13 protein-coding genes and 6 tRNA genes are annotated in these 18,570 nt (G+C 42.6%); 17 read left to right on the top strand and 2 right to left on the bottom strand.

Annotation, left to right across the window (positions count from 1 at the left end; translation table 11 throughout):
• Positions 1–203: 203 nt before the first annotated feature.
• Positions 204–1,097 (top strand): LysR family transcriptional regulator, encoded by an 894-nt coding sequence (locus EAE93_RS15450; RefSeq protein ID WP_036776691.1) that lies wholly within the window; start codon positions 204–206, stop codon positions 1,095–1,097.
• 186 nt (positions 1,098–1,283) lie between these two features.
• On the opposite strand, the gene glnS is transcribed toward EAE93_RS15450, so the two are convergent.
• Complete coding sequence (gene glnS / locus EAE93_RS15445) at positions 1,284–2,951, bottom strand: glutamine--tRNA ligase (protein ID WP_214040035.1); 1,668 nt, start codon at positions 2,949–2,951, stop codon at positions 1,284–1,286.
• Between the two features lie 1,031 nt (positions 2,952–3,982).
• Between glnS and EAE93_RS15440 the strand changes: the two genes are divergently transcribed.
• The 11 genes from EAE93_RS15440 (at position 3,983) to EAE93_RS15390 (ending at position 11,474) form a co-directional block, all read left to right on the top strand.
• Positions 3,983–5,275, top strand: coding sequence for a glycosyltransferase (locus EAE93_RS15440; protein ID WP_214040034.1), 1,293 nt, complete (start codon positions 3,983–3,985; stop codon positions 5,273–5,275).
• A 348-nt stretch (positions 5,276–5,623) separates the two neighbouring features.
• Positions 5,624–7,138, top strand: a complete 1,515-nt coding sequence (gene nagE, locus EAE93_RS15435) for an N-acetylglucosamine-specific PTS transporter subunit IIBC (RefSeq protein ID WP_214040033.1) — start codon at positions 5,624–5,626, stop codon at positions 7,136–7,138.
• Positions 7,139–7,413: 275 nt separating this feature from the next.
• Positions 7,414–8,226: a glucosamine-6-phosphate deaminase gene (gene nagB / locus EAE93_RS15430; RefSeq protein WP_214040032.1), complete on the top strand. Its 813-nt coding sequence runs from the start codon at positions 7,414–7,416 to the stop codon at positions 8,224–8,226.
• 86 nt (positions 8,227–8,312) lie between these two features.
• Positions 8,313–9,473, top strand: a complete 1,161-nt coding sequence (gene nagA, locus EAE93_RS15425) for an N-acetylglucosamine-6-phosphate deacetylase (protein ID WP_214040031.1) — start codon at positions 8,313–8,315, stop codon at positions 9,471–9,473.
• Between the two features lie 15 nt (positions 9,474–9,488).
• Positions 9,489–10,712 carry a DNA-binding transcriptional regulator NagC gene (gene nagC / locus EAE93_RS15420; protein WP_036813349.1) on the top strand — a complete coding sequence of 408 codons (1,224 nt, stop codon included), beginning with the start codon at positions 9,489–9,491 and terminating at the stop codon, positions 10,710–10,712.
• Between the two features lie 151 nt (positions 10,713–10,863).
• Positions 10,864–10,940 (top strand) — tRNA-Met (locus EAE93_RS15415).
• A 5-nt stretch (positions 10,941–10,945) separates the two neighbouring features.
• Positions 10,946–11,030: transfer RNA gene (locus EAE93_RS15410), tRNA-Leu, on the top strand.
• A 28-nt stretch (positions 11,031–11,058) separates the two neighbouring features.
• A tRNA-Gln gene (locus EAE93_RS15405) sits at positions 11,059–11,133 on the top strand.
• Positions 11,134–11,186: 53 nt separating this feature from the next.
• Positions 11,187–11,261 (top strand) — tRNA-Gln (locus EAE93_RS15400).
• Between the two features lie 55 nt (positions 11,262–11,316).
• Positions 11,317–11,393, top strand: a tRNA-Met gene (locus EAE93_RS15395).
• Between the two features lie 6 nt (positions 11,394–11,399).
• Positions 11,400–11,474 (top strand) — tRNA-Gln (locus EAE93_RS15390).
• A 168-nt stretch (positions 11,475–11,642) separates the two neighbouring features.
• Here the strand turns inward: EAE93_RS15390 and ubiF are convergent.
• The gene (gene ubiF, locus EAE93_RS15385; protein WP_181148379.1) at positions 11,643–12,824 is read right to left on the bottom strand and encodes a 3-demethoxyubiquinol 3-hydroxylase; all 1,182 of its coding nucleotides are present in this window, start codon (positions 12,822–12,824) and stop codon (positions 11,643–11,645) included.
• A 198-nt stretch (positions 12,825–13,022) separates the two neighbouring features.
• Here ubiF and miaB point away from each other — a divergent pair, with 198 nt between their 5' ends.
• The 5 genes from miaB to lnt all read left to right on the top strand — a co-directional run bounded on the left by miaB (position 13,023) and on the right by lnt (position 18,473).
• On the top strand, positions 13,023–14,453 hold the full coding sequence (gene miaB, locus EAE93_RS15380; RefSeq protein ID WP_036813394.1) for a tRNA (N6-isopentenyl adenosine(37)-C2)-methylthiotransferase MiaB: 1,431 nt from the start codon (positions 13,023–13,025) through the stop codon (positions 14,451–14,453).
• An 87-nt stretch (positions 14,454–14,540) separates the two neighbouring features.
• A complete protein-coding gene (locus EAE93_RS15375; protein WP_181147861.1) occupies positions 14,541–15,518 on the top strand; it encodes a PhoH family protein in 978 nt (325 codons plus the stop codon).
• Positions 15,515–15,982 (top strand): rRNA maturation RNase YbeY, encoded by a 468-nt coding sequence (gene ybeY / locus EAE93_RS15370; RefSeq protein ID WP_036776707.1) that lies wholly within the window; start codon positions 15,515–15,517, stop codon positions 15,980–15,982. Before EAE93_RS15375 ends, ybeY begins: the two co-directional genes overlap by 4 nt.
• A 72-nt stretch (positions 15,983–16,054) precedes the next feature.
• The gene (corC, locus tag EAE93_RS15365; protein ID WP_036813348.1) at positions 16,055–16,936 is read left to right on the top strand and encodes a CNNM family magnesium/cobalt transport protein CorC; all 882 of its coding nucleotides are present in this window, start codon (positions 16,055–16,057) and stop codon (positions 16,934–16,936) included.
• A gap of 7 nt (positions 16,937–16,943) precedes the next feature.
• Complete coding sequence (gene lnt, locus EAE93_RS15360; RefSeq protein WP_214040030.1) at positions 16,944–18,473, top strand: apolipoprotein N-acyltransferase; 1,530 nt, start codon at positions 16,944–16,946, stop codon at positions 18,471–18,473.
• Positions 18,474–18,570 lie beyond the last annotated feature (97 nt).

Here is an 18,570-nt window from a genome sequence, read left to right as displayed (position 1 = left end):
CGATCCCGTATCTATTTTGGTTTTCATGACCATTTCGATTTTCGCCCTTAAATATGTACTGTGCATCGCTATATGGCAGCGAAAGCAAAATGAATTTTATTTCATACTACAGATTCGCTAATAGTGGATAAATAGACCTAAAATCACTTCTGAAGTGACTTTCTTGTCACCAATAGTGACCTAAAAAAATCCCAGGAGGCCAAATGAATAATTTGAGTGGATTTATAATCTTCATCCATGTAGCCGAAGCTCGTAGCTTCGCGACAGCAGCCCGGCAACTCGGACTCTCTCCTTCGTCCGTTAGCAAAAGCATATCCCGCTTAGAAGAGAAATTAGGTGTCCGCCTGCTCCAACGTAGCACACGTAGTGTCAGTTTGACGGCTGAAGGCACACTGTTCCTTGAGCGCTGCAAACGTATCCTGGACGAGATTTCCACTGCGGAACATGAACTATTAAGCTCCATCTCTGCCCCTCAAGGCCGCCTGCGAGTAAGTTTGCCATCGCTCAGTAACCTGATGTTGCCCGTATTATCCGCTTTTGCCACCTGTTACCCACAGATAGAGCTAGAACTGGATTTTAGTGATCGATTAGTTGATGTTATCGATGAAGGGTTCGATGCTGTGGTTCGCACTGGAGAACTCAACGATTCACGACTAATGAATAAACGTATAGGGTCTAGCCGTCTTGTCTATGTTGGCGCTCCAAGCTATTTTGCACAACACGGTAAACCATCACATCCCGGAGAGTTATTACACCACGCCTGTTTGATGCACCGTTTTCCCACTACCGGCCTGTTGGAGAAATGGCCTTTGCGCTCAGGAACATCCGAAGTAGACATTCATCTCCAAGCAAAGATAACCAGCAATCACGTCGAAACATTGCTGCACATGGCGATCCAAGGTCACGGCATCGCCTGTTTGCCTGATTTTACCGTTAAACAAGCCTTGGTTAGCGGTGAATTGTTAACCATTCTGGATAAGTGGGCGGGTACTTCAAGCACTTTCCGTGTTCTCTGGCCATCTAACCGTTGGGTATTACCTAAAGTCAGAGCTTTTGTCGATTTCATGGCAGATAATTTATTCCCAAAAGATAAATAAAATATTTATCAACAACTTATAGAGGTGTTTACGTATGAATTGATACTTTTGATTTTATCCTGTAATCCTGATAACCCGTTTACCCATAGCTTAGCTTTCTCTAGTAATGACAAATTTAGCCATAAAAAAACTGCACCTCATGCTGGATTAAATGTCCAACTTGTGAGGTACAGTTCATTATCTTAATTAATCCTGAGAAATTTTTGCCCAGGTATCACGCAGACCAACGGTACGGTTAAATACCAAATTTTCGGCGCTGGAATGACAACTATCAGCACAGAAATAACCTTCACGCTCAAACTGATAAGTTTGTTCTGGTTTAGCATCAGCTAAACTTGGCTCCACAAAGCCCTGACGAATCACTAGCGACTCTGGGTTAATTGTCGCCAGAAAATCATCTTCCGCCCCTGGGTTTGGTACGCTGAACAGACGATCATACAGACGGAATTCCGCAGGAACCGCATGAGCCGCGCTAACCCAATGAATCACACCTTTCACTTTCCGACCATCCGCTGGATCTTTATTCAACGTTTGATCATCGTAGCTGCAATAGATCGTCGTGATATTATCGTCAGCATCTTTCTCAACGCGCTCCGCTTTGATGATATAAGCGTTACGCAGACGGACTTCTTTACCCAATACCAGACGCTTATATTGACGGTTCGCTTCTTCACGGAAATCTGCCCGGTCAATGTAGATCTCACGGCTAAATGGCACTTCACGGCTGCCCATCTCAGGTTTGTTCGGATGATTAGGCATACTCAAAATCTGCTCCCCTTCCGGCATGTTTTCGATCACTAATCTGACCGGATCGAGAACAGCCATTGCGCGGGGGGCATTTTCGTTCAGATCATCACGGATACAAGATTCCAATGCTGCCATTTCCACATTGTTGTCCTGCTTGGTGACACCAATACGACGACAGAATTCACGAATAGACGCGGCAGTATAACCACGACGACGCAAGCCCGAGATCGTTGGCATACGGGGATCATCCCAACCTTCAACAATCTTATCTGTCACCAACAGATTTAGCTTACGCTTAGACATAACTGTGTATTCAAGATTCAAGCGCGAGAATTCATACTGACGCGGGTGACAATCAATAGTGATGTTTTCCAGCACCCAATCGTACAGGCGGCGGTTATCCTGGAACTCCAGCGTACACAGCGAATGTGTAATACCTTCAAGAGCATCAGAGATACAGTGGGTAAAATCGTACATTGGGTAGATGCACCATTTTTCACCGCACTGATGATGTTCTGCAAATTTAATACGGTACAAAACTGGATCACGCATCACAATGAAAGGTGATGCCATATCAATTTTAGCGCGCAGACAAGCTTTACCTTCGTCAAATTCACCGGCACGCATTTTTTCGAACAACACCAAGTTTTCTTCAATACTGCGGTCACGATATGGGCTGTTTTTACCCGGTTCTTTCAACGTGCCGCGATATTCACGGATCTCTTCGGGACTCAATTGATCAACATAAGCCAGACCTTTGTTGATCAATTCAATAGCATATTGATACAGCGTATCGAAATAATTAGAAGAGTAGCGAATATCGCCGCTCCACTCAAAACCTAACCACTGAACGTCATTTTTAATAGAATCGACGTATTCAACATCTTCCTTAACTGGGTTGGTATCATCAAAACGCAGGTTACACTGGCCGTGATAATCTTTTGCAACACCAAAGTTCAGGCAGATAGATTTCGCATGACCAATATGCAGATAGCCATTGGGTTCAGGCGGAAAGCGAGTATGTACCGATGTATGTTTACCAGTTGCCAAATCTTCGTCAATTATCTGACGAATAAAGTTTGTCGGGCGGGCGTCTGCCTCACTCATTTCTTATACCTCAATAATGCAAAAATGCGTCACATAACCGCCTATAATCCAACAAGCAGTGCTGAGAAACAACCGTTTGTTCATGTAAAATGGCGATTCAGTACAAAGTTGGAGCGAAAAAACAACTCTCCGCCAAAAAAGGAACTGCTTTTATAATTTTTTACTGAAAAATAAGCATGATACTTAGCAATCCAAACCCATTTATCCATGCTTCCACAATCTCATATATAACAAATAGTTACGAACAAACCTTTATTAAGATCGAAAAAGCACTCAACAGTGGCATAGTCAACAATACAGCATGCTTTATTTATAATTATCCGTAAAAATGAAGGAGCATTGAGTAATTTGCAATATGAAATAACTCATGAAACTATTTTCAATCAATATTTCATTCAACCATAAAAAACATTATCGAATAATAACCATCCAATTTTAAAGAATAAATAATTGACACTATGTTTGTCATAAATAACCACTTGATAAAATGAACATAAATCTATAATTTAAATTTCTAGATTACCTATTAATCGATGCTTTCACTCTGTAAATATAAAAAATAATTATACATATCAAATTTACGATTGAAACACCATTAATGACATTATAAATTAAATTTTTATATATAAAAAACCAAGAATAACAATAAATTAATCTCATAATCAATTCTGATAATTCAGTATTTCACCATCATGATTTTATCTCTATTACACCACTATTCTCTAACGGGTATTTGTTTGAAAATAAATTTATAACCAAGCCAATAAAATAAACTAAAGAATAATAAAGAGTTACGTTACATACACGCATTTTAATGTTTAAACCATCGTAAATAAACAATAAAATACTTTGCAATTTATTATTAAGGTAATAATATTATCAGGTATCTTATGTGTAATAAAACTATCCAAGTATAGTATGATACACTTAATCAATCCTAATCATTCTGAATATTAAACTAGAAAATTAACACATGAAAACAATGCTCAATAATTTCATTTATTTAATAAAACACCCTAAGGGAAATAAGAATGCCAAATATAATATCAAGCAAGAAAGTAGCAGCAGCTCCAGCAGTAATAGTCATTAATGGCAACTACATATCAAATGATTATTATTCTGGTTTTAAAGTTGGAGCGACATCCTTCGCACTAAAAGTTGCTGATTATTTTACAAAAAGAAACTTACTTTCTGGTTTTATACTCTACAAAAGAGATGAATCATTAATTTCACCTAAAATAACCGAGGGTATAATTAAAGATATAAAATGTATAAATATCTTTTTTAATTTCTCTATGAAAATTTCAGACATAAGAAATATGCTGGAAAAATGTATCTCTATATTATCAATAGAAAATGATCAGACAGTTCCTGCAATAGTTTATTATCAAACAGATACATTATTATCCTATCACCCTCCCCATATACCTTGTTGTATAACGCATCATGGCCCTTTCGTAGAAGACTTTCATCAACACTATTCTCTGGAAAAGACATATGATGCTTTTGAAAATAAAAATAAGGCTCAACATCTTAATATTCAACAAATGAAAGGGATTGAGACATTAATTGATAAAAAATATTTTGTTTTCCAACATTCAAAATTACAAGGTAATTTTTTACTCAAAAAAGGAATAAACCCAGACAATATAAAAAACATTAGCCCACCTATTTTCTTTGAAGAAAATACTGAATTGAACATAGAAAATAAATATATTAATGATTTTATTAAAATTAATAAAAATGAATTATTATTGTTTACTGCGGCAGCCAGATTAGATTATTTTAAAAATATAGAACTATTAATCAATTCAGCAATTGATTTACTGGGTAAAGGTATTCCCGTTAAAGTTTTCATTGCAGGTGATGAAGAGAGCAAAAATACCAGAAGGAATAAATTGATATCTATGGTTCCCCCCAGATATCAGTCACAGTTTTTTATATCACATAAGTTATCCCAAACAGAGTTATTCAGCGTTTTCAATAGCATAAAAAACAAATCTATTTTTGTATGTACATCACGCTATGAAACTCTTGGCATTACACCATTAGAAGCGGCATTAAATGGCGTATGCACAATCTTACCCAATTTAAATTTAATTGAAGCAGCTTCTTATTTTTCTTCAGAGTATAAATTTACATATAATATAGATTCTCTTACTGAGAAGATAATATCAATATACGAAAAAAATCTATTTACCACTAGTCAACAGTTACAATACATAAGTTCTTTAATTTCAAAAGCATACTTCGAAGATAGTATGGAAAAAGCATGGGAAGAAATCTCAATAAGTTATATATCAAACCAAAACTCTGTCTCTTAATGTCTAATCATAACACTTAGACTATCCACTAAATCAATGGGCACATACAGATGCCCATTCCTAAGACTCTTATTAATTTATCCGTTTTTCATTATCAAGTTTTATGTCACTCAATCTATTTCGATAGCTAAAAATCAAATAAATCACTATGTTAATTCAATTGAAAATCTGCATCCGTTTACTACACATGACTTAATTTATGCAATTTTAAACAATATCGCTACAGTGATCACAATTACTCATTTATGTGTAGCTTTTTATTATTTTTCAACTAAAAATAAGTTGTATTGCTGTTGTTCATAGCGAGCTATTTTTTCAATAAAACATCCTACAACTAAGGTAAGCATTATGGGTATATTCAACTACTTGCAGCGATTGGGAAAAGCATTGATGCTTCCCATTGCCACGCTTCCCGTAGCCGCGCTTTTGCTACGTTTCGGCCAACCCGATGTATTTAATATTCCTTTCATCGCCAGCGCTGGCGGTGGTATTTTCGAAAACCTGCCACTGCTATTTGCATTAGGTATCGCAGTAGGCTTAGCAAAAGATAATGCCGGCGCTGCCGCACTGGCAGGTGTAGTTGGCTTTTTAGTACTCACTAAAGCCACGTCAGTCATAGACTCGACTATCAATATGTCTTTTTTCGCCGGTATTATCGCGGGTATTGTCGCCGGTCATTGTTATAACCGTTTTTCAGATACACGCTTGCCAGAGTTTCTTGCTTTCTTCGCAGGCAAGCGATTAGTCCCTATCATGACAGGCATTATTTGTCTGTTCATTGCATGGATATGCGGCTATGTCTGGCCGTATGTCCAGCACGGTATTGATTCTTTCAGTTTGTTAGTATCAAAGAGCGGCATGGTCGGATGGTTTACTTATGGTGTACTTAACCGCTCTCTCATTCCATTTGGTTTGCACTATATTCTGCACTCTGTTTTCTGGTTTAGTCTGGGTGACTGCCTGAAAATTACTTATGATTTAGCCAGCTCTGTACATAATATCTGCCTGGCGCCGGATGTTGTCCGTTCTCTGACCATCGGCGCAGCGGTTCCAGGTATTGATGGCTCAACCATTACCCAAATCGCCACCGATATGAGCCGCGGCGACTTGAACCGTTTCTTTGCCGGTGATCCACATGCCGGAGTTTACATGGCCTGGGCTTATCCCATCTTTATGGGCGGTTTGCCCGGCGCGGCGCTGGCAATGTATTTCGCAGCGCCAAAGGAACGTCGTCCTCAGATTGGCGGAATGTTATTATCCGTTGCGTTGACAGCATTCTTAACCGGTATAACTGAACCAATAGAATTCTCATTCTTATTCCTGGCGCCAGCTTTATATGTTCTGCATGCAATATTGGCTGGTGTTAGCATGGTTATCGTCAATTCATTGGGTATTCTGCATGGTTTTGGATTCTCCGCCGGATTAATTGACCTTGTATTGAGCTGGGGTCTGGCAACCAAGCCGTGGTTGTTAATCCCATTAATCGCCTTGTTCTTTGTGCTGTATTTTGTTTGTTTCACCCTCATGATTCGTATTTTCAACTTACGTACCCCAGGCCGTGAAATTGGAGAGACAACTCAAGCGATCTCTGCCGCCCAAGATAACGAAACAATCCAACATTACATTACCGCTCTTGGTGGCGCACAAAATATTCATACGGTAGACGCCTGCATTACCCGTCTTCGCTTAACCGTTGGAGACAACACTCAATTGGATGAACACCGGTTAAAACAATTAGGTGCAAAAGGCGTCCTGAAAATAGGTAAACAGAGCGTTCAAGTTGTATTAGGTCCCCAGGCAGAAAGCATTGCCGGGCAGATACGCACTCAACTACATTCAGAGAAACCACACAAAAGGTCATAGCTAAAAACACCTTGAATTTAAAAGGGAACTCATCTCTCGTTCCCTTTTATTTTCCTTGCGAAATAAGATGACTTAATAAGTGACAAAAACCGTAAAATTCATAACTTTTTTATTAATTTTCTAGCTATTCTTTACATCTTATTTTAAGATAAAAAATATCTTTGAGGTACAGCATATCTCTGCTCATACCAATGATTTAGTATTCGCACGATAAGAAGATTAGTTAATCAGCTAATTTATCCAACCGCTATAATTTCTTGTTTTAAGAGGCAATTATGAGGCTGATCCCCCTAACGAATGCAAGTGACGTTGGTAAATGGTCCGCACACTATATCGTTAGCAAAATCAATGCATTTAACCCCACCGCCGAGCACCCTTTTATTTTGGGGTTGCCAACCGGCAGTACACCACTGACAACTTATAAAGAGTTAATTGTTCTGCATAAAGCAGGGAAAGTCAGTTTTAAACATATTGTGACATTCAATATGGACGAATATGTCGGTATCGCCGAGAATCATCCACAAAGCTACCATAGATTTATGCACCAGAATTTCTTTGATCACATTGATATTCCAAAAGAAAACATCAATCTGCTCAATGGTAATGCCTCTGATGTCGAAGCGGAATGTCAACGTTATGAAGACAAAATTAAATCTTACGGTCAAATACATCTATTTATGGGGGGTGTCGGTAACGACGGTCATATTGCCTTCAATGAACCGGCATCATCTCTGACTTCCCGTACACGCATTAAAACACTTACCGTAGAAACCCGCACAGCTAACTCCCGCTTCTTCGATAATGATATTAATCAGGTGCCTAAATACGCCCTGACCGTCGGCGTAGGCACGTTAATGGATGCAGAAGAAATTATGATCCTTGCAACAGGTCTCAATAAGGCTCAAGCCATTCAGGCGGCAATCGAGGGCAATGTCAACCATATGTGGACGATAAGCTGTCTGCAAATGCATCCTAAATCCATCATTGTTTGTGACGAACCGGCAACAATGGAATTGAAGGTAAAAACAGTCAAATATTTCCACCAACTGGAAGCAGATATTATCGGCGAATTCGCCAGCAAAAATTAACAATCTACACAGCCTGATGCCTCTCTCGCAGGCTGATTACCGTCATTATCTTCAATCATCATCTCCCGATCCCATAGGAGGCTAAGATGTATGCTTTAACCAACTGCATTATATATACCGGTCACAACAGACTAGATGAGCATGCCGTTATCATTGCAGACGGCTTAATTAAACGAATTTGCCTAATACAAGAGTTACCCGAACAGATTGAAAAACGTGATCTAAATGGCGCAATTCTTTCTCCCGGCTTTATTGATCTGCAAGTTAACGGCTGTGGTGGTGTTCAGTTCAACGATCAGTTGGAAAATATTTCAGAAAAAACACTGGATATCATGCAAAGAACCAATGAACGCTCCGGCTGTACCAGTTACTTACCCACTCTGATTACTAGCACAGACGAATTGATGATGGCCTCTGTTGAAGTCATGCGCACTTATCTTAAGCATCATCAGCATCAGGCTTTGGGCCTGCATCTGGAAGGCCCTTATCTCAATCCGGTAAAGAAAGGCACTCATAATCCAGAGCTTATCCGTAAGCCTACATCTGAAATGATAAATTTCCTGTGCGATAACGCTGATGTCATCACTAAGTTGACCCTCGCACCGGAAATGGTTGAACAAAAATATATTCAGCAGTTAGTAGAAGCCGGTATTGTCATTTCCGCCGGTCATTCAAATGCCAGTTATGAAGAGGCCCGACAGGGATTCCAAAACGGAATTACTATCTCAACCCATCTTTATAATGCCATGCCAGCTATTTCAGGCCGCCAACCCGGCTTGATTGGCGCTATCTTTGATACACCTGAAATTTATGCTGGAATCATCGCTGATGGTTTGCACGTTTCATGGCCAAATATTCGTAATACCAAGCGTTTGAAAAACGATAAGTTAATTTTAGTAACAGATGCGACGGCCCCAGCCGGACTCGATCCGACCTCCTGTAAAATGGAGCATTTCACCTTCGCAGGTAAGACCATATACTATCGCAACGGATTATGTGTTGATCAAAACGGCGTTCTAAGTGGCTCTTCTCTCACTATGATAGATGCCGTTAAAAATAGCGTTGAACATGTTGGTATTGCACTAGATGAAGCACTGAGGATGGCAACTCTCTACCCTGCTCGCGCAATTGGCGTTGATAAATATCTTGGCGCCGTTGAAACCGGGAAAATCGCTAACCTCACTGTTTTCAGTCACGACTTTAAAATCTGCAAGACCATCGTTAACGGAAAAGAAACTGAACTTTGACGGACTAAATAGCTGATGAGTTATAACAACACACAAAAACAAATTGGTAATATTGACCTTGTAAAGCAACTTAACGGAGCCGTGGTATATCGGCTGATTGATCAACAAGGGCCAATCTCTCGCATTCAAATTGCTGAACAAAGTCAACTTGCGCCGGCCAGTGTGACTAAAATTACTCGTCAGCTACTCGAACGGGGCTTGATTAAAGAAGTCGATCAACAAGCCTCTACCGGAGGCCGCCGCGCCATTTCCATCGTTACTGAAAATCGTCACTTCCATACTATCGGTGTCCGCCTTGGCCGCCATGATGCTACTCTCGCTCTTTATGACATGAGCGGCAGGGCCTTGGTTGAAGAACATTATCCACTGCCTGAAGCGACTCAGCAAAAAGTTGAAAACCAGCTCATCAACGCAATAGAAAACTTTATTCAACAAAATCAACGCAGGATACGTGAGCTCATCGCCATTTCAGTTATCCTGCCCGGATTAGTTGACCCCGATACCGGCATCGTCCGTTATATGCCTCATATTAAAGTGACTCACTGGACTCTGGTCGATAATTTGAAAAAGCATTTCAACATTACCTGTTTTGTGGGTCATGATATTCGCAGTTTGGCATTGGCTGAACACTATTTCGGCGCTACCCGTGATTGTGAAGATTCAATATTGGTACGTATCCATCGAGGTACCGGCGCCGGGGTGATTATCAATAACCAGATACTTCTCAATAATAGAGGAAACTTAGGTGAAATTGGCCATATTCAAATTGATCCACTCGGTGAACGTTGTCACTGCGGCAATTTTGGCTGCCTGGAAACTATCGCCGCTAACTCAGCAATAGAAGCGCGAGTTCAGCATCAATTAAAGCAAGGTTTTCCAAGCCAGCTAACATTGAATAATTGCAATATCAGAGCTATCTGCCAAGCCGCTAATCAAAATGATCCATTAGCCTCTGAAGTGATAAAAAGCGTCGGCCATCACCTCGGCAAAGCCATCTCTATCGCGATTAATTTATTTAACCCACAGAAGGTTGTGCTGGCGGGAGAAATTACTGAAGCTCAAGAAGTGCTCTTACCCGCTATTCAAAGTTGTATCAACTCTCAGGTTTTGAAAGAATTTCGTCAAGATCTGCCAATCGTGGTTTCTGAATTAGTCCACTGTTCTGCTATTGGCGCCTTCGCTCTGACTAAACGTGCTATGCTTAATGGTGTCCTGTTACAACACTTGCTTGAAGGGTAATGTTATTTTTTGTTGCTTTTGACAGCAAAATGCTTATATGCCAATCAAACAAGCGACTTTAAGCAGATTTCGAGAAAAAAGCAGTTGACGCATTTAGCTGATATACGCATAATGCGCCCCGCAACGCCGATGAAGGTAATGCAAAAAAGATGGCTACGTAGCTCAGCTGGTTAGAGCACAGCACTCATAATGCTGGGGTCACAGGTTCGATTCCCGTCGTAGCCACCATCTTTGCGGGAGTGGCGAAATTGGTAGACGCACCAGATTTAGGTTCTGGCGCCGCAAGGTGTGCGAGTTCAAGTCTCGCCTCCCGCACCATTCATTCATCGAGTTGTCGTTATTCAGATGGGGTATCGCCAAGCGGTAAGGCACCAGGTTTTGATCCTGGCATTCCCAGGTTCGAATCCTGGTACCCCAGCCATAATCCTGATAACACAATTCTGACAACATGTTGTGCATGTGAATACTTTCAGTTGGGGTATCGCCAAGCGGTAAGGCACCAGGTTTTGATCCTGGCATCCCCAGGTTCGAATCCTGGTACCCCAGCCATTAACTGGATGTCGCTCACTGATATTTTGTAGTAAATTTCTCGCATCAAAAATAAGGCTACGTAGCTCAGCTGGTTAGAGCACAGCACTCATAATGCTGGGGTCACAGGTTCGATTCCCGTCGTAGCCACCATTTTATTGGGGTATCGCCAAGCGGTAAGGCACCGGATTCTGATTCCGGCATTCCCAGGTTCGAATCCTGGTACCCCAGCCATATTCAGGAAGCCCGCTTACAACAAGCGGGTTTTCGCTTTCCAAGTCCCTTCTGCTTTTCTCCGCTCGTAAGTGCATATATTTATTGCATATATAGAAGAAAAGTAAATTATCCACGCCATAAACAAATTTACGACGTGCTTGTGATCTTCACTACCAATCTATACGGTTACAATCCTAACGCATACTTAAGCACCGTTTTTTTCATTACACCAGCCCGTTGAGCTGCCATTAGCGCCAGATTACGAACAACTTTCAGCCCTGGCTGCTCATTACTGAACACGGTGTAAAATAGATCCATTCCAGCTTGCATCATCAGGTTATCCGGCATTCTACGACGCTGATAACGCATCAACACTTCCAATGAATCCCACTGCTCTGTTAATTCTTTCGCCTTCACCAAAACATCAAGCAGAGTATTCACATCCCGATAACCAAGATTTACTCCCTGCCCGGCCAGAGGATTAATGGTATGAGCTGCATCACCCAACAATACTAATCCTTCACGTACATAACTGTTAGCATGATGACGAGCCAAAGGAAATGAACCGGCAGCAACGGGGGTCACTTTACCTAACCGCACAGGAAATGCCTGAAAAATTTCCTGCTCAAGTTGAGCCATCGACATTGCCTGTAATTGTCGTATGCGTGCCGGTTTGTCGTACCACACCAGCGAAGCCCATTGATCAAACAGTGGAAGAAACGCTCTCGGGCCAGAAGGAAAAAACTGCTGCCAGGTAATATCCTGTTGTGGCTGTTCTGTTTTTACCGTGATCAACATACAAGACTGTCTGTACTGCCAGCCACGGCTGCCAATTCCCGCCATTTGCCGAACCTGAGAACGAGCACCATCAGCCCCGACAATTAAGCGAGCCGTCATTTCTGTTCCGTCAGCCAGAGTCACTAACCACCCCACTTTCTGCCACTGCATTGATTGCAATACTGCCGGGCATAGCAAAGTCAAATTGGGATATTTTTCAAACTGTTGCCACAAAGCCAGTTGCAAGATATGGTTTTCAACCATATAGCCCAACTCAGGCAACCCTAGGCTTTGTGCATCAAACACCAAATTAGAATCATTCTGTTCCCAGGTCTCTAATGTACGATACGGCGCGCTACGCATCTGCAATACCGTATCCCATGCGCCAAGTTGTTTGAACAAATCGACAGAAGCACAACTGATTGCTGATACACGTACATCAGGATGACTCTGTGCATCATAAGATTGTGGTGGTTGATGATCCAATAAAGCAACTGTCCAACCTTCCTGTGCCAGCCCCAATGCTGTTGCAGCGCCGATCATGCCAGCACCAACCACCACTACATCAAAAATCTGTTGTGAATTATTCATCTCAGTCATGCTATTAACCCATTGATTAGTACAGTGTACCGAATTTTTAATTCTCCGGTAGAGAATATCCTGTTTAACAGTCTGGTCACTGCTCCTGCAAATGACTACAATACCCGACAACTTTATGCCTAATACACAATTGCTTTTGCCGTGTAATAACACATTTCAGCGCGGTAAAAAGCTCGGATGCACAAGAAAATGTCGACGATAAAAAAACTGTATATTAAAACTTGGGGCTGTCAGATGAATGAATATGATTCATCTAAAATGGCCGACCTGCTGGAAAGTACTCACGGTTATCAGTTAACCGATGTCGCCGAAGAAGCAGACATTTTGCTATTAAATACCTGTTCAATCCGCGAAAAAGCACAGGAAAAGGTTTTCCATCAATTAGGCCGCTGGAAAAACCTAAAAGATACTAATCCAGATATCATCATTGGAGTCGGTGGCTGTGTCGCCTCTCAGGAAGGGGATTTCATCCGTCAACGCGCTCAATGTGTAGATATTATTTTCGGGCCGCAAACATTGCACCGTTTACCTGAGATGATCAACCAGGTGAAAGGCACCCGCAGCCCGGTTGTTGATATCAGCTTCCCGGAAATCGAGAAATTTGACCGTCTGCCTGAACCGCGTGCTGAAGGTCCGTCTGCTTTTGTTTCTATTATGGAAGGCTGCAACAAATACTGTACTTTCTGTGTCGTCCCTTATACCCGCGGAGAAGAAGTTAGCCGCCCATGTGATGATGTTCTGTTTGAAATCGCGCAACTTGCCGCGCAAGGCGTACGTGAAGTCAACCTTCTCGGTCAGAACGTGAACGCTTATCGTGGCGCCACTTATGATGGTGATATCTGCTCTTTCGCTGAGTTAATTCGTTTGGTAGCGGCTATAGATGGTATTGACCGTATTCGCTTTACGACTAGCCACCCAATTGAGTTTACAGACGATATTATCGCGGTTTACGAAGACACGCCGGAATTGGTTAGTTTCCTGCATCTACCGGTGCAAAGTGGCTCGGACCGTATTCTAACGTTGATGAAACGCGCCCACACAGCCCTCGAGTATAAAAGCATTATCCGCAAACTGCGTAAAGCACGTCCTGATATCTTGATAAGCTCTGACTTCATTATCGGATTCCCAGGTGAAACCCAAGATGACTTCGAGAAAACCATGAAACTGATCGCTGATGTCAATTTCGATATGAGCTACAGCTTCATCTATTCTGCTCGTCCGGGAACGCCGGCAGCCGATCTGCCTGATGATGTCAGCGAAGAAGAGAAGAAACAGCGTCTTTACCTGTTACAACAACGTATCAACCAACAAGCAATGAGCTACAGCCGTGCTATGTTGGGCAGTGTACAACGTATTCTGGTTGAAGGAACTTCCCGTAAGAATGTGATGGAACTTTCTGGCCGTACCGAAAACAATCGGGTTGTCAACTTTGAAGGCCAGCCTGATATGATTGGCAAATTCGTTGATGTTGAAATTGTTGATGTCTACGCCAACTCACTACGCGGTAAAGTTATCCGTACCGAAGATCAAATGGATCTTCGTACACACGAATCACCTGAGTCCGTTATAGCCCGTACCCGTAAAGAAGATGAAATCGGGGTCGGCACTTATCAGCCCTAAATATAGAGATAATCAGTGATTCAACAAATTCATTCACAAATAGCAACTCAGGAAATTTTCCTCGAACCAGCCGATAATCAGCGCCTAATGAGTCTGTGTGGTCCGTTTGATGACAATTTGAAGCAGCTTGAACGCCGGTTAGGTATTGAAATCAGCCGTCGTGATAACCGTTTCAAACTGATGGGCAAACCGCTGTGCGTTAGCGCAGCCACTAATATCCTACGCCATTTATATGCGGAAACTTCCCCTGTCCGTGGGGTGATCCCTGACATCAAACCAGAACAGATCCATCTGGCAATCACCGAAAGCCGGGTTCTGGAGCAAACCGCAGAGAGCATACCCGAATACGGTAAAGCTGTTAACATTCGTACCAAACGCGGCATGGTGAAACCACGCACGCCCAATCAGGCACAATATATTGCTAATATTCTTAGCCATGATATTACGTTTGGGATTGGTCCTGCCGGTACGGGAAAAACTTACCTGGCCGTTGCCGCTGCGGTTGATGCACTGGAACGGCAGGAAATCCGCCGTATCCTGCTAACCCGTCCGGCAGTAGAAGCGGGCGAAAAATTAGGTTTTCTACCTGGCGACCTGAGCCAAAAAGTTGATCCGTACCTGCGCCCACTCTACGACGCCTTGTTTGAAATGCTAGGTTTTGAAAAAGTGGAGAAGCTGATCGAGCGTAACGTTATTGAAGTTGCTCCATTAGCTTATATGCGTGGACGAACCCTAAACGACGCTTTTATTATTCTGGATGAGAGCCAGAACACGACCATCGAACAAATGAAGATGTTCCTGACCCGTATCGGCTTCAACTCCAAAGCGGTTGTTACCGGCGACGTTACGCAGATCGACCTGCCTCGTGGGCAGAAATCCGGCCTGCGCCATGCCATTGAAGTTCTATCAGGCGTCGGCGAGCTGAGTTTCAACTTTTTCCACAGTGATGATGTTGTCCGCCACCCGGTTGTTGCTAAAGTTGTCATTGCCTATGAAGAGTGGGAAGCAACCGAGCAAAAACGCAAACAGACACTCAGCGAGCAACGCAAGCAGGAAGCACAATGAGTTCAGTCATACTTGATTTACAAATTGCCTGTGAGCATTTACAAGGTCTTCCTGAAGAAACCCTGTTCCAGCGCTGGCTGGATGGGGTTTTACCTCAATTTCAACCTGAAAGTGAAGTCACTATCCGCATTGTTGATGAGGCAGAAAGCCACGATTTAAATCTGACTTACCGTGGTAAAGATAAGCCAACAAATGTGTTATCTTTCCCATTTGAAGCACCACCAGAGGTTGATTTACCCCTGCTTGGCGATCTCATTATCTGTCGTCAGGTTGTTGAAAAAGAAGCGGAGGAGCAACAAAAAACAGTAGAAGAACATTGGGCGCATATGGTTGTGCACGGCTGCCTACATTTGCTGGGTTATGACCATATAGAAGATGATGAAGCAGAAGAAATGGAATCTTTGGAAACAGAAATTATGCAAGCGTTAGGTTATGCTGACCCCTACCTTGCAGAAAAAAAGTAACCATTCGTACCATTTTTATGCTAAAAAATACCGACAATAACTTATTTAATGGGAAATTTTCATTAAAACGCCATGAGCGACGACCATCCTTCAAGTAACGATAACCCTAGCCCTAAGAAAGGGTTTTTCACTCTTCTTCTTAACCAGCTTTTTCACGGTGAGCCAAAAAGCCGTGATGAACTGGTGGAACTGATCCGTGACTCTGAACAAAACGATCTGATTGATCCTGATACCCGCGATATGCTCGAAGGGGTAATGGATATTTCCGATCAGCGTGTCCGGGATATCATGATCCCCCGTTCTCAAATCGTTACCTTAAAACGTAATCAAACCCTGGACGAATGTCTGGATGTAATTATCGATTCGGCTCATTCTCGCTTCCCTGTGATCAGTGAAGACAAAGATCACATTGAAGGAATTTTAATGGCAAAAGACCTATTGCCATTTATGCGTACCGATGCGCCGCCATTCAGCATAGATAAGGTTCTGCGTCAGGCTGTCGTTGTACCTGAAAGTAAACGGGTTGACCGCATGCTGAAAGAGTTCCGTTCTCAACGTTATCATATGGCAATCGTCATTGATGAGTTTGGTGGTGTATCGGGCCTGGTCACTATCGAAGATATTCTTGAACTGATCGTCGGTGAAATTGAAGACGAATACGATGAAGAAGAAGATGTCGATATTCGTGCCTTGAGCCGTCATACCTATACGGTACGAGCGCTAACTCAGATTGAAGACTTTAATGAAGCCTTTAGCACCCAATTCAGTGATGAAGAAGTGGATACTATTGGCGGTCTGGTTATGCAAGCATTCGGTCATTTGCCAGCCAGAGGAGAATCTGTTGATATCAACGGTTATCTCTTTAAAGTCGCTATGGCCGATAGCCGAAGAATTATTCAAGTTTACGTTACGATACCGGACGATGCGCCAATACCTAACCTTGAAGAAGAATAAAATCTGAATGAACAAAGCTTCATTATTAAATTGCCAACGGCTGCGCGCCCTGCTGGCACTGTTTTTCGGAGCCAGTGGAACACTGGCTTTTTCGCCTTTTGACTTCTGGCCTGCCGCTATTATCTCCCTGTTTGGACTACAACTTCTGACTTTGAACAGAACACCCCGACAAGCGGCATTTATTGCTTTTTGTTGGGGATTCGGCCTGTTTGGCAGTGGTACAAACTGGGTGTATGTCAGCATTGCCAATTTCGGTGGCATGCCGACCGCGGTCAATATTTTGCTGGTCATATTACTTGCCGCCTATCTCTCTCTCTATCCTGCTTTATTCGCTGGCTTACTCAACCGTTTCTTCGCAAAAACGAACGGGGTAAGGCTGGCTGTGGCAGCACCTGCATTATGGCAACTTACCGAATTCCTGCGCGGCTGGATTCTAACCGGTTTTCCCTGGCTACAATTCGGCTACAGCCAATTAGATGGTCCAATGAAAGCCATTGCACCAATTTTGGGTGTTGAGGCCATCACTTTCTTGTTAATGGCTCTCAGCGGGTTATTCGTTCTGGCCATCGTACATCGGAAAATAGTCGCTGGTGTTATCGCTGTCGCCATTTTGCTATTACCGTGGCCAATACGCCATTATCAGTGGTACAACCTACTGCCTGAAAAAGCTGTTGATGTCGCGCTGGTTCAGGGAAATATTCCACAATCCCTGAAATGGGCACCCAATATGCTCAACGAAACTATGGACATCTACATGGATAATAGCCTGCCATATATCGGCAAAATACCGATAATCATCTGGCCGGAGTCTGCTATTCCTTCATTGGAAAGTTATCAACGCCACTTTCTAGCAAAATTAGATGAGCTGTTACGCAATCAACATACCAGCCTTATTACCGGTATTGTCGATGAAAGAGCCGTTGGCGACAGCGATAAGATCTATAACAGCGTGATTGTCCTCGGCGATAAAATACCTTATCAATATCCGGCAGCTATTCGCTACGATAAATACCATCTGGTACCATTCGGCGAATTTGTTCCTCTGGAGTCTCTACTCCGTCCTCTGGCACCATTCTTCAACTTACCCATGTCTTCATTCAGCCGTGGCAACTACATTCAACCACAGCTTTCTGTTGCAGGATATAATTTAACCACCGCTATTTGTTATGAAATTATACTGGGCGAACAGGTTCGTGCGAATTTCAAACCGGATACCGAATTCTTACTCACTGTTTCCAATGATGCTTGGTTTGGTGGTTCAATTGGCCCTTGGCAACATTTCCAAATGGCACGCATGCGTTCCCTCGAATTAGGACGCCCATTACTACGTAGTACCAATAACGGCATTACAGCCGTTATCAGCCCGGACGGAGAAGTACAGGCAGCACTCCCACAATTTACCCGTAATGTTCTGGCAGCTAAAGTGACGCCCGCAACCGGAATAACACCCTATGCTCGCTGGGGTAACTGGCCGGTATGGATAATTACCGTATTGTTTGCCCTGTTTGCCTTAACATATAACCGCCGTAAATCTTAATCCATATAGCCAAAAGGGAGCGAAATTGCTCCCTTGCACTATTCCTTTGCACTATGCAGGAACCGATTAACTTTTAATCCATTTTCCATCCAATTGA

Origin of the sequence: Photorhabdus akhurstii (assembly GCF_018448925.1) — a bacterium.
GTDB lineage: Bacteria > Pseudomonadota > Gammaproteobacteria > Enterobacterales > Enterobacteriaceae > Photorhabdus > Photorhabdus akhurstii.
The sequence above is the reverse complement of the archived record's forward strand: the minus strand, read 5'-3'. Positions and strand labels throughout refer to the sequence as shown.

What these genes read in the sequence shown, in the direction of transcription:
- glnS (WP_214040035.1), bottom strand. Translation starts at nt 2,951, where the DNA reads ATGAGTGAGGCAGACGCCCGCCCGACAAACTTTATTCGTCAGATAATT.
- EAE93_RS15375 (WP_181147861.1), top strand. Translation starts at nt 14,541, where the DNA reads ATGAGTCTGTGTGGTCCGTTTGATGACAATTTGAAGCAGCTTGAACGC.
- nagC (WP_036813349.1), top strand. Translation starts at nt 9,489, where the DNA reads ATGAGTTATAACAACACACAAAAACAAATTGGTAATATTGACCTTGTA.
- miaB (WP_036813394.1), top strand. Translation starts at nt 13,023, where the DNA reads ATGTCGACGATAAAAAAACTGTATATTAAAACTTGGGGCTGTCAGATG.
- corC (WP_036813348.1), top strand. Translation starts at nt 16,055, where the DNA reads ATGAGCGACGACCATCCTTCAAGTAACGATAACCCTAGCCCTAAGAAA.
- ybeY (WP_036776707.1), top strand. Translation starts at nt 15,515, where the DNA reads ATGAGTTCAGTCATACTTGATTTACAAATTGCCTGTGAGCATTTACAA.
- ubiF (WP_181148379.1), bottom strand. Translation starts at nt 12,824, where the DNA reads ATGAATAATTCACAACAGATTTTTGATGTAGTGGTGGTTGGTGCTGGC.
- nagB (WP_214040032.1), top strand. Translation starts at nt 7,414, where the DNA reads ATGAGGCTGATCCCCCTAACGAATGCAAGTGACGTTGGTAAATGGTCC.
- nagA (WP_214040031.1), top strand. Translation starts at nt 8,313, where the DNA reads ATGTATGCTTTAACCAACTGCATTATATATACCGGTCACAACAGACTA.
- EAE93_RS15450 (WP_036776691.1), top strand. Translation starts at nt 204, where the DNA reads ATGAATAATTTGAGTGGATTTATAATCTTCATCCATGTAGCCGAAGCT.
- nagE (WP_214040033.1), top strand. Translation starts at nt 5,624, where the DNA reads ATGGGTATATTCAACTACTTGCAGCGATTGGGAAAAGCATTGATGCTT.
- lnt (WP_214040030.1), top strand. Translation starts at nt 16,944, where the DNA reads ATGAACAAAGCTTCATTATTAAATTGCCAACGGCTGCGCGCCCTGCTG.
- EAE93_RS15440 (WP_214040034.1), top strand. Translation starts at nt 3,983, where the DNA reads ATGCCAAATATAATATCAAGCAAGAAAGTAGCAGCAGCTCCAGCAGTA.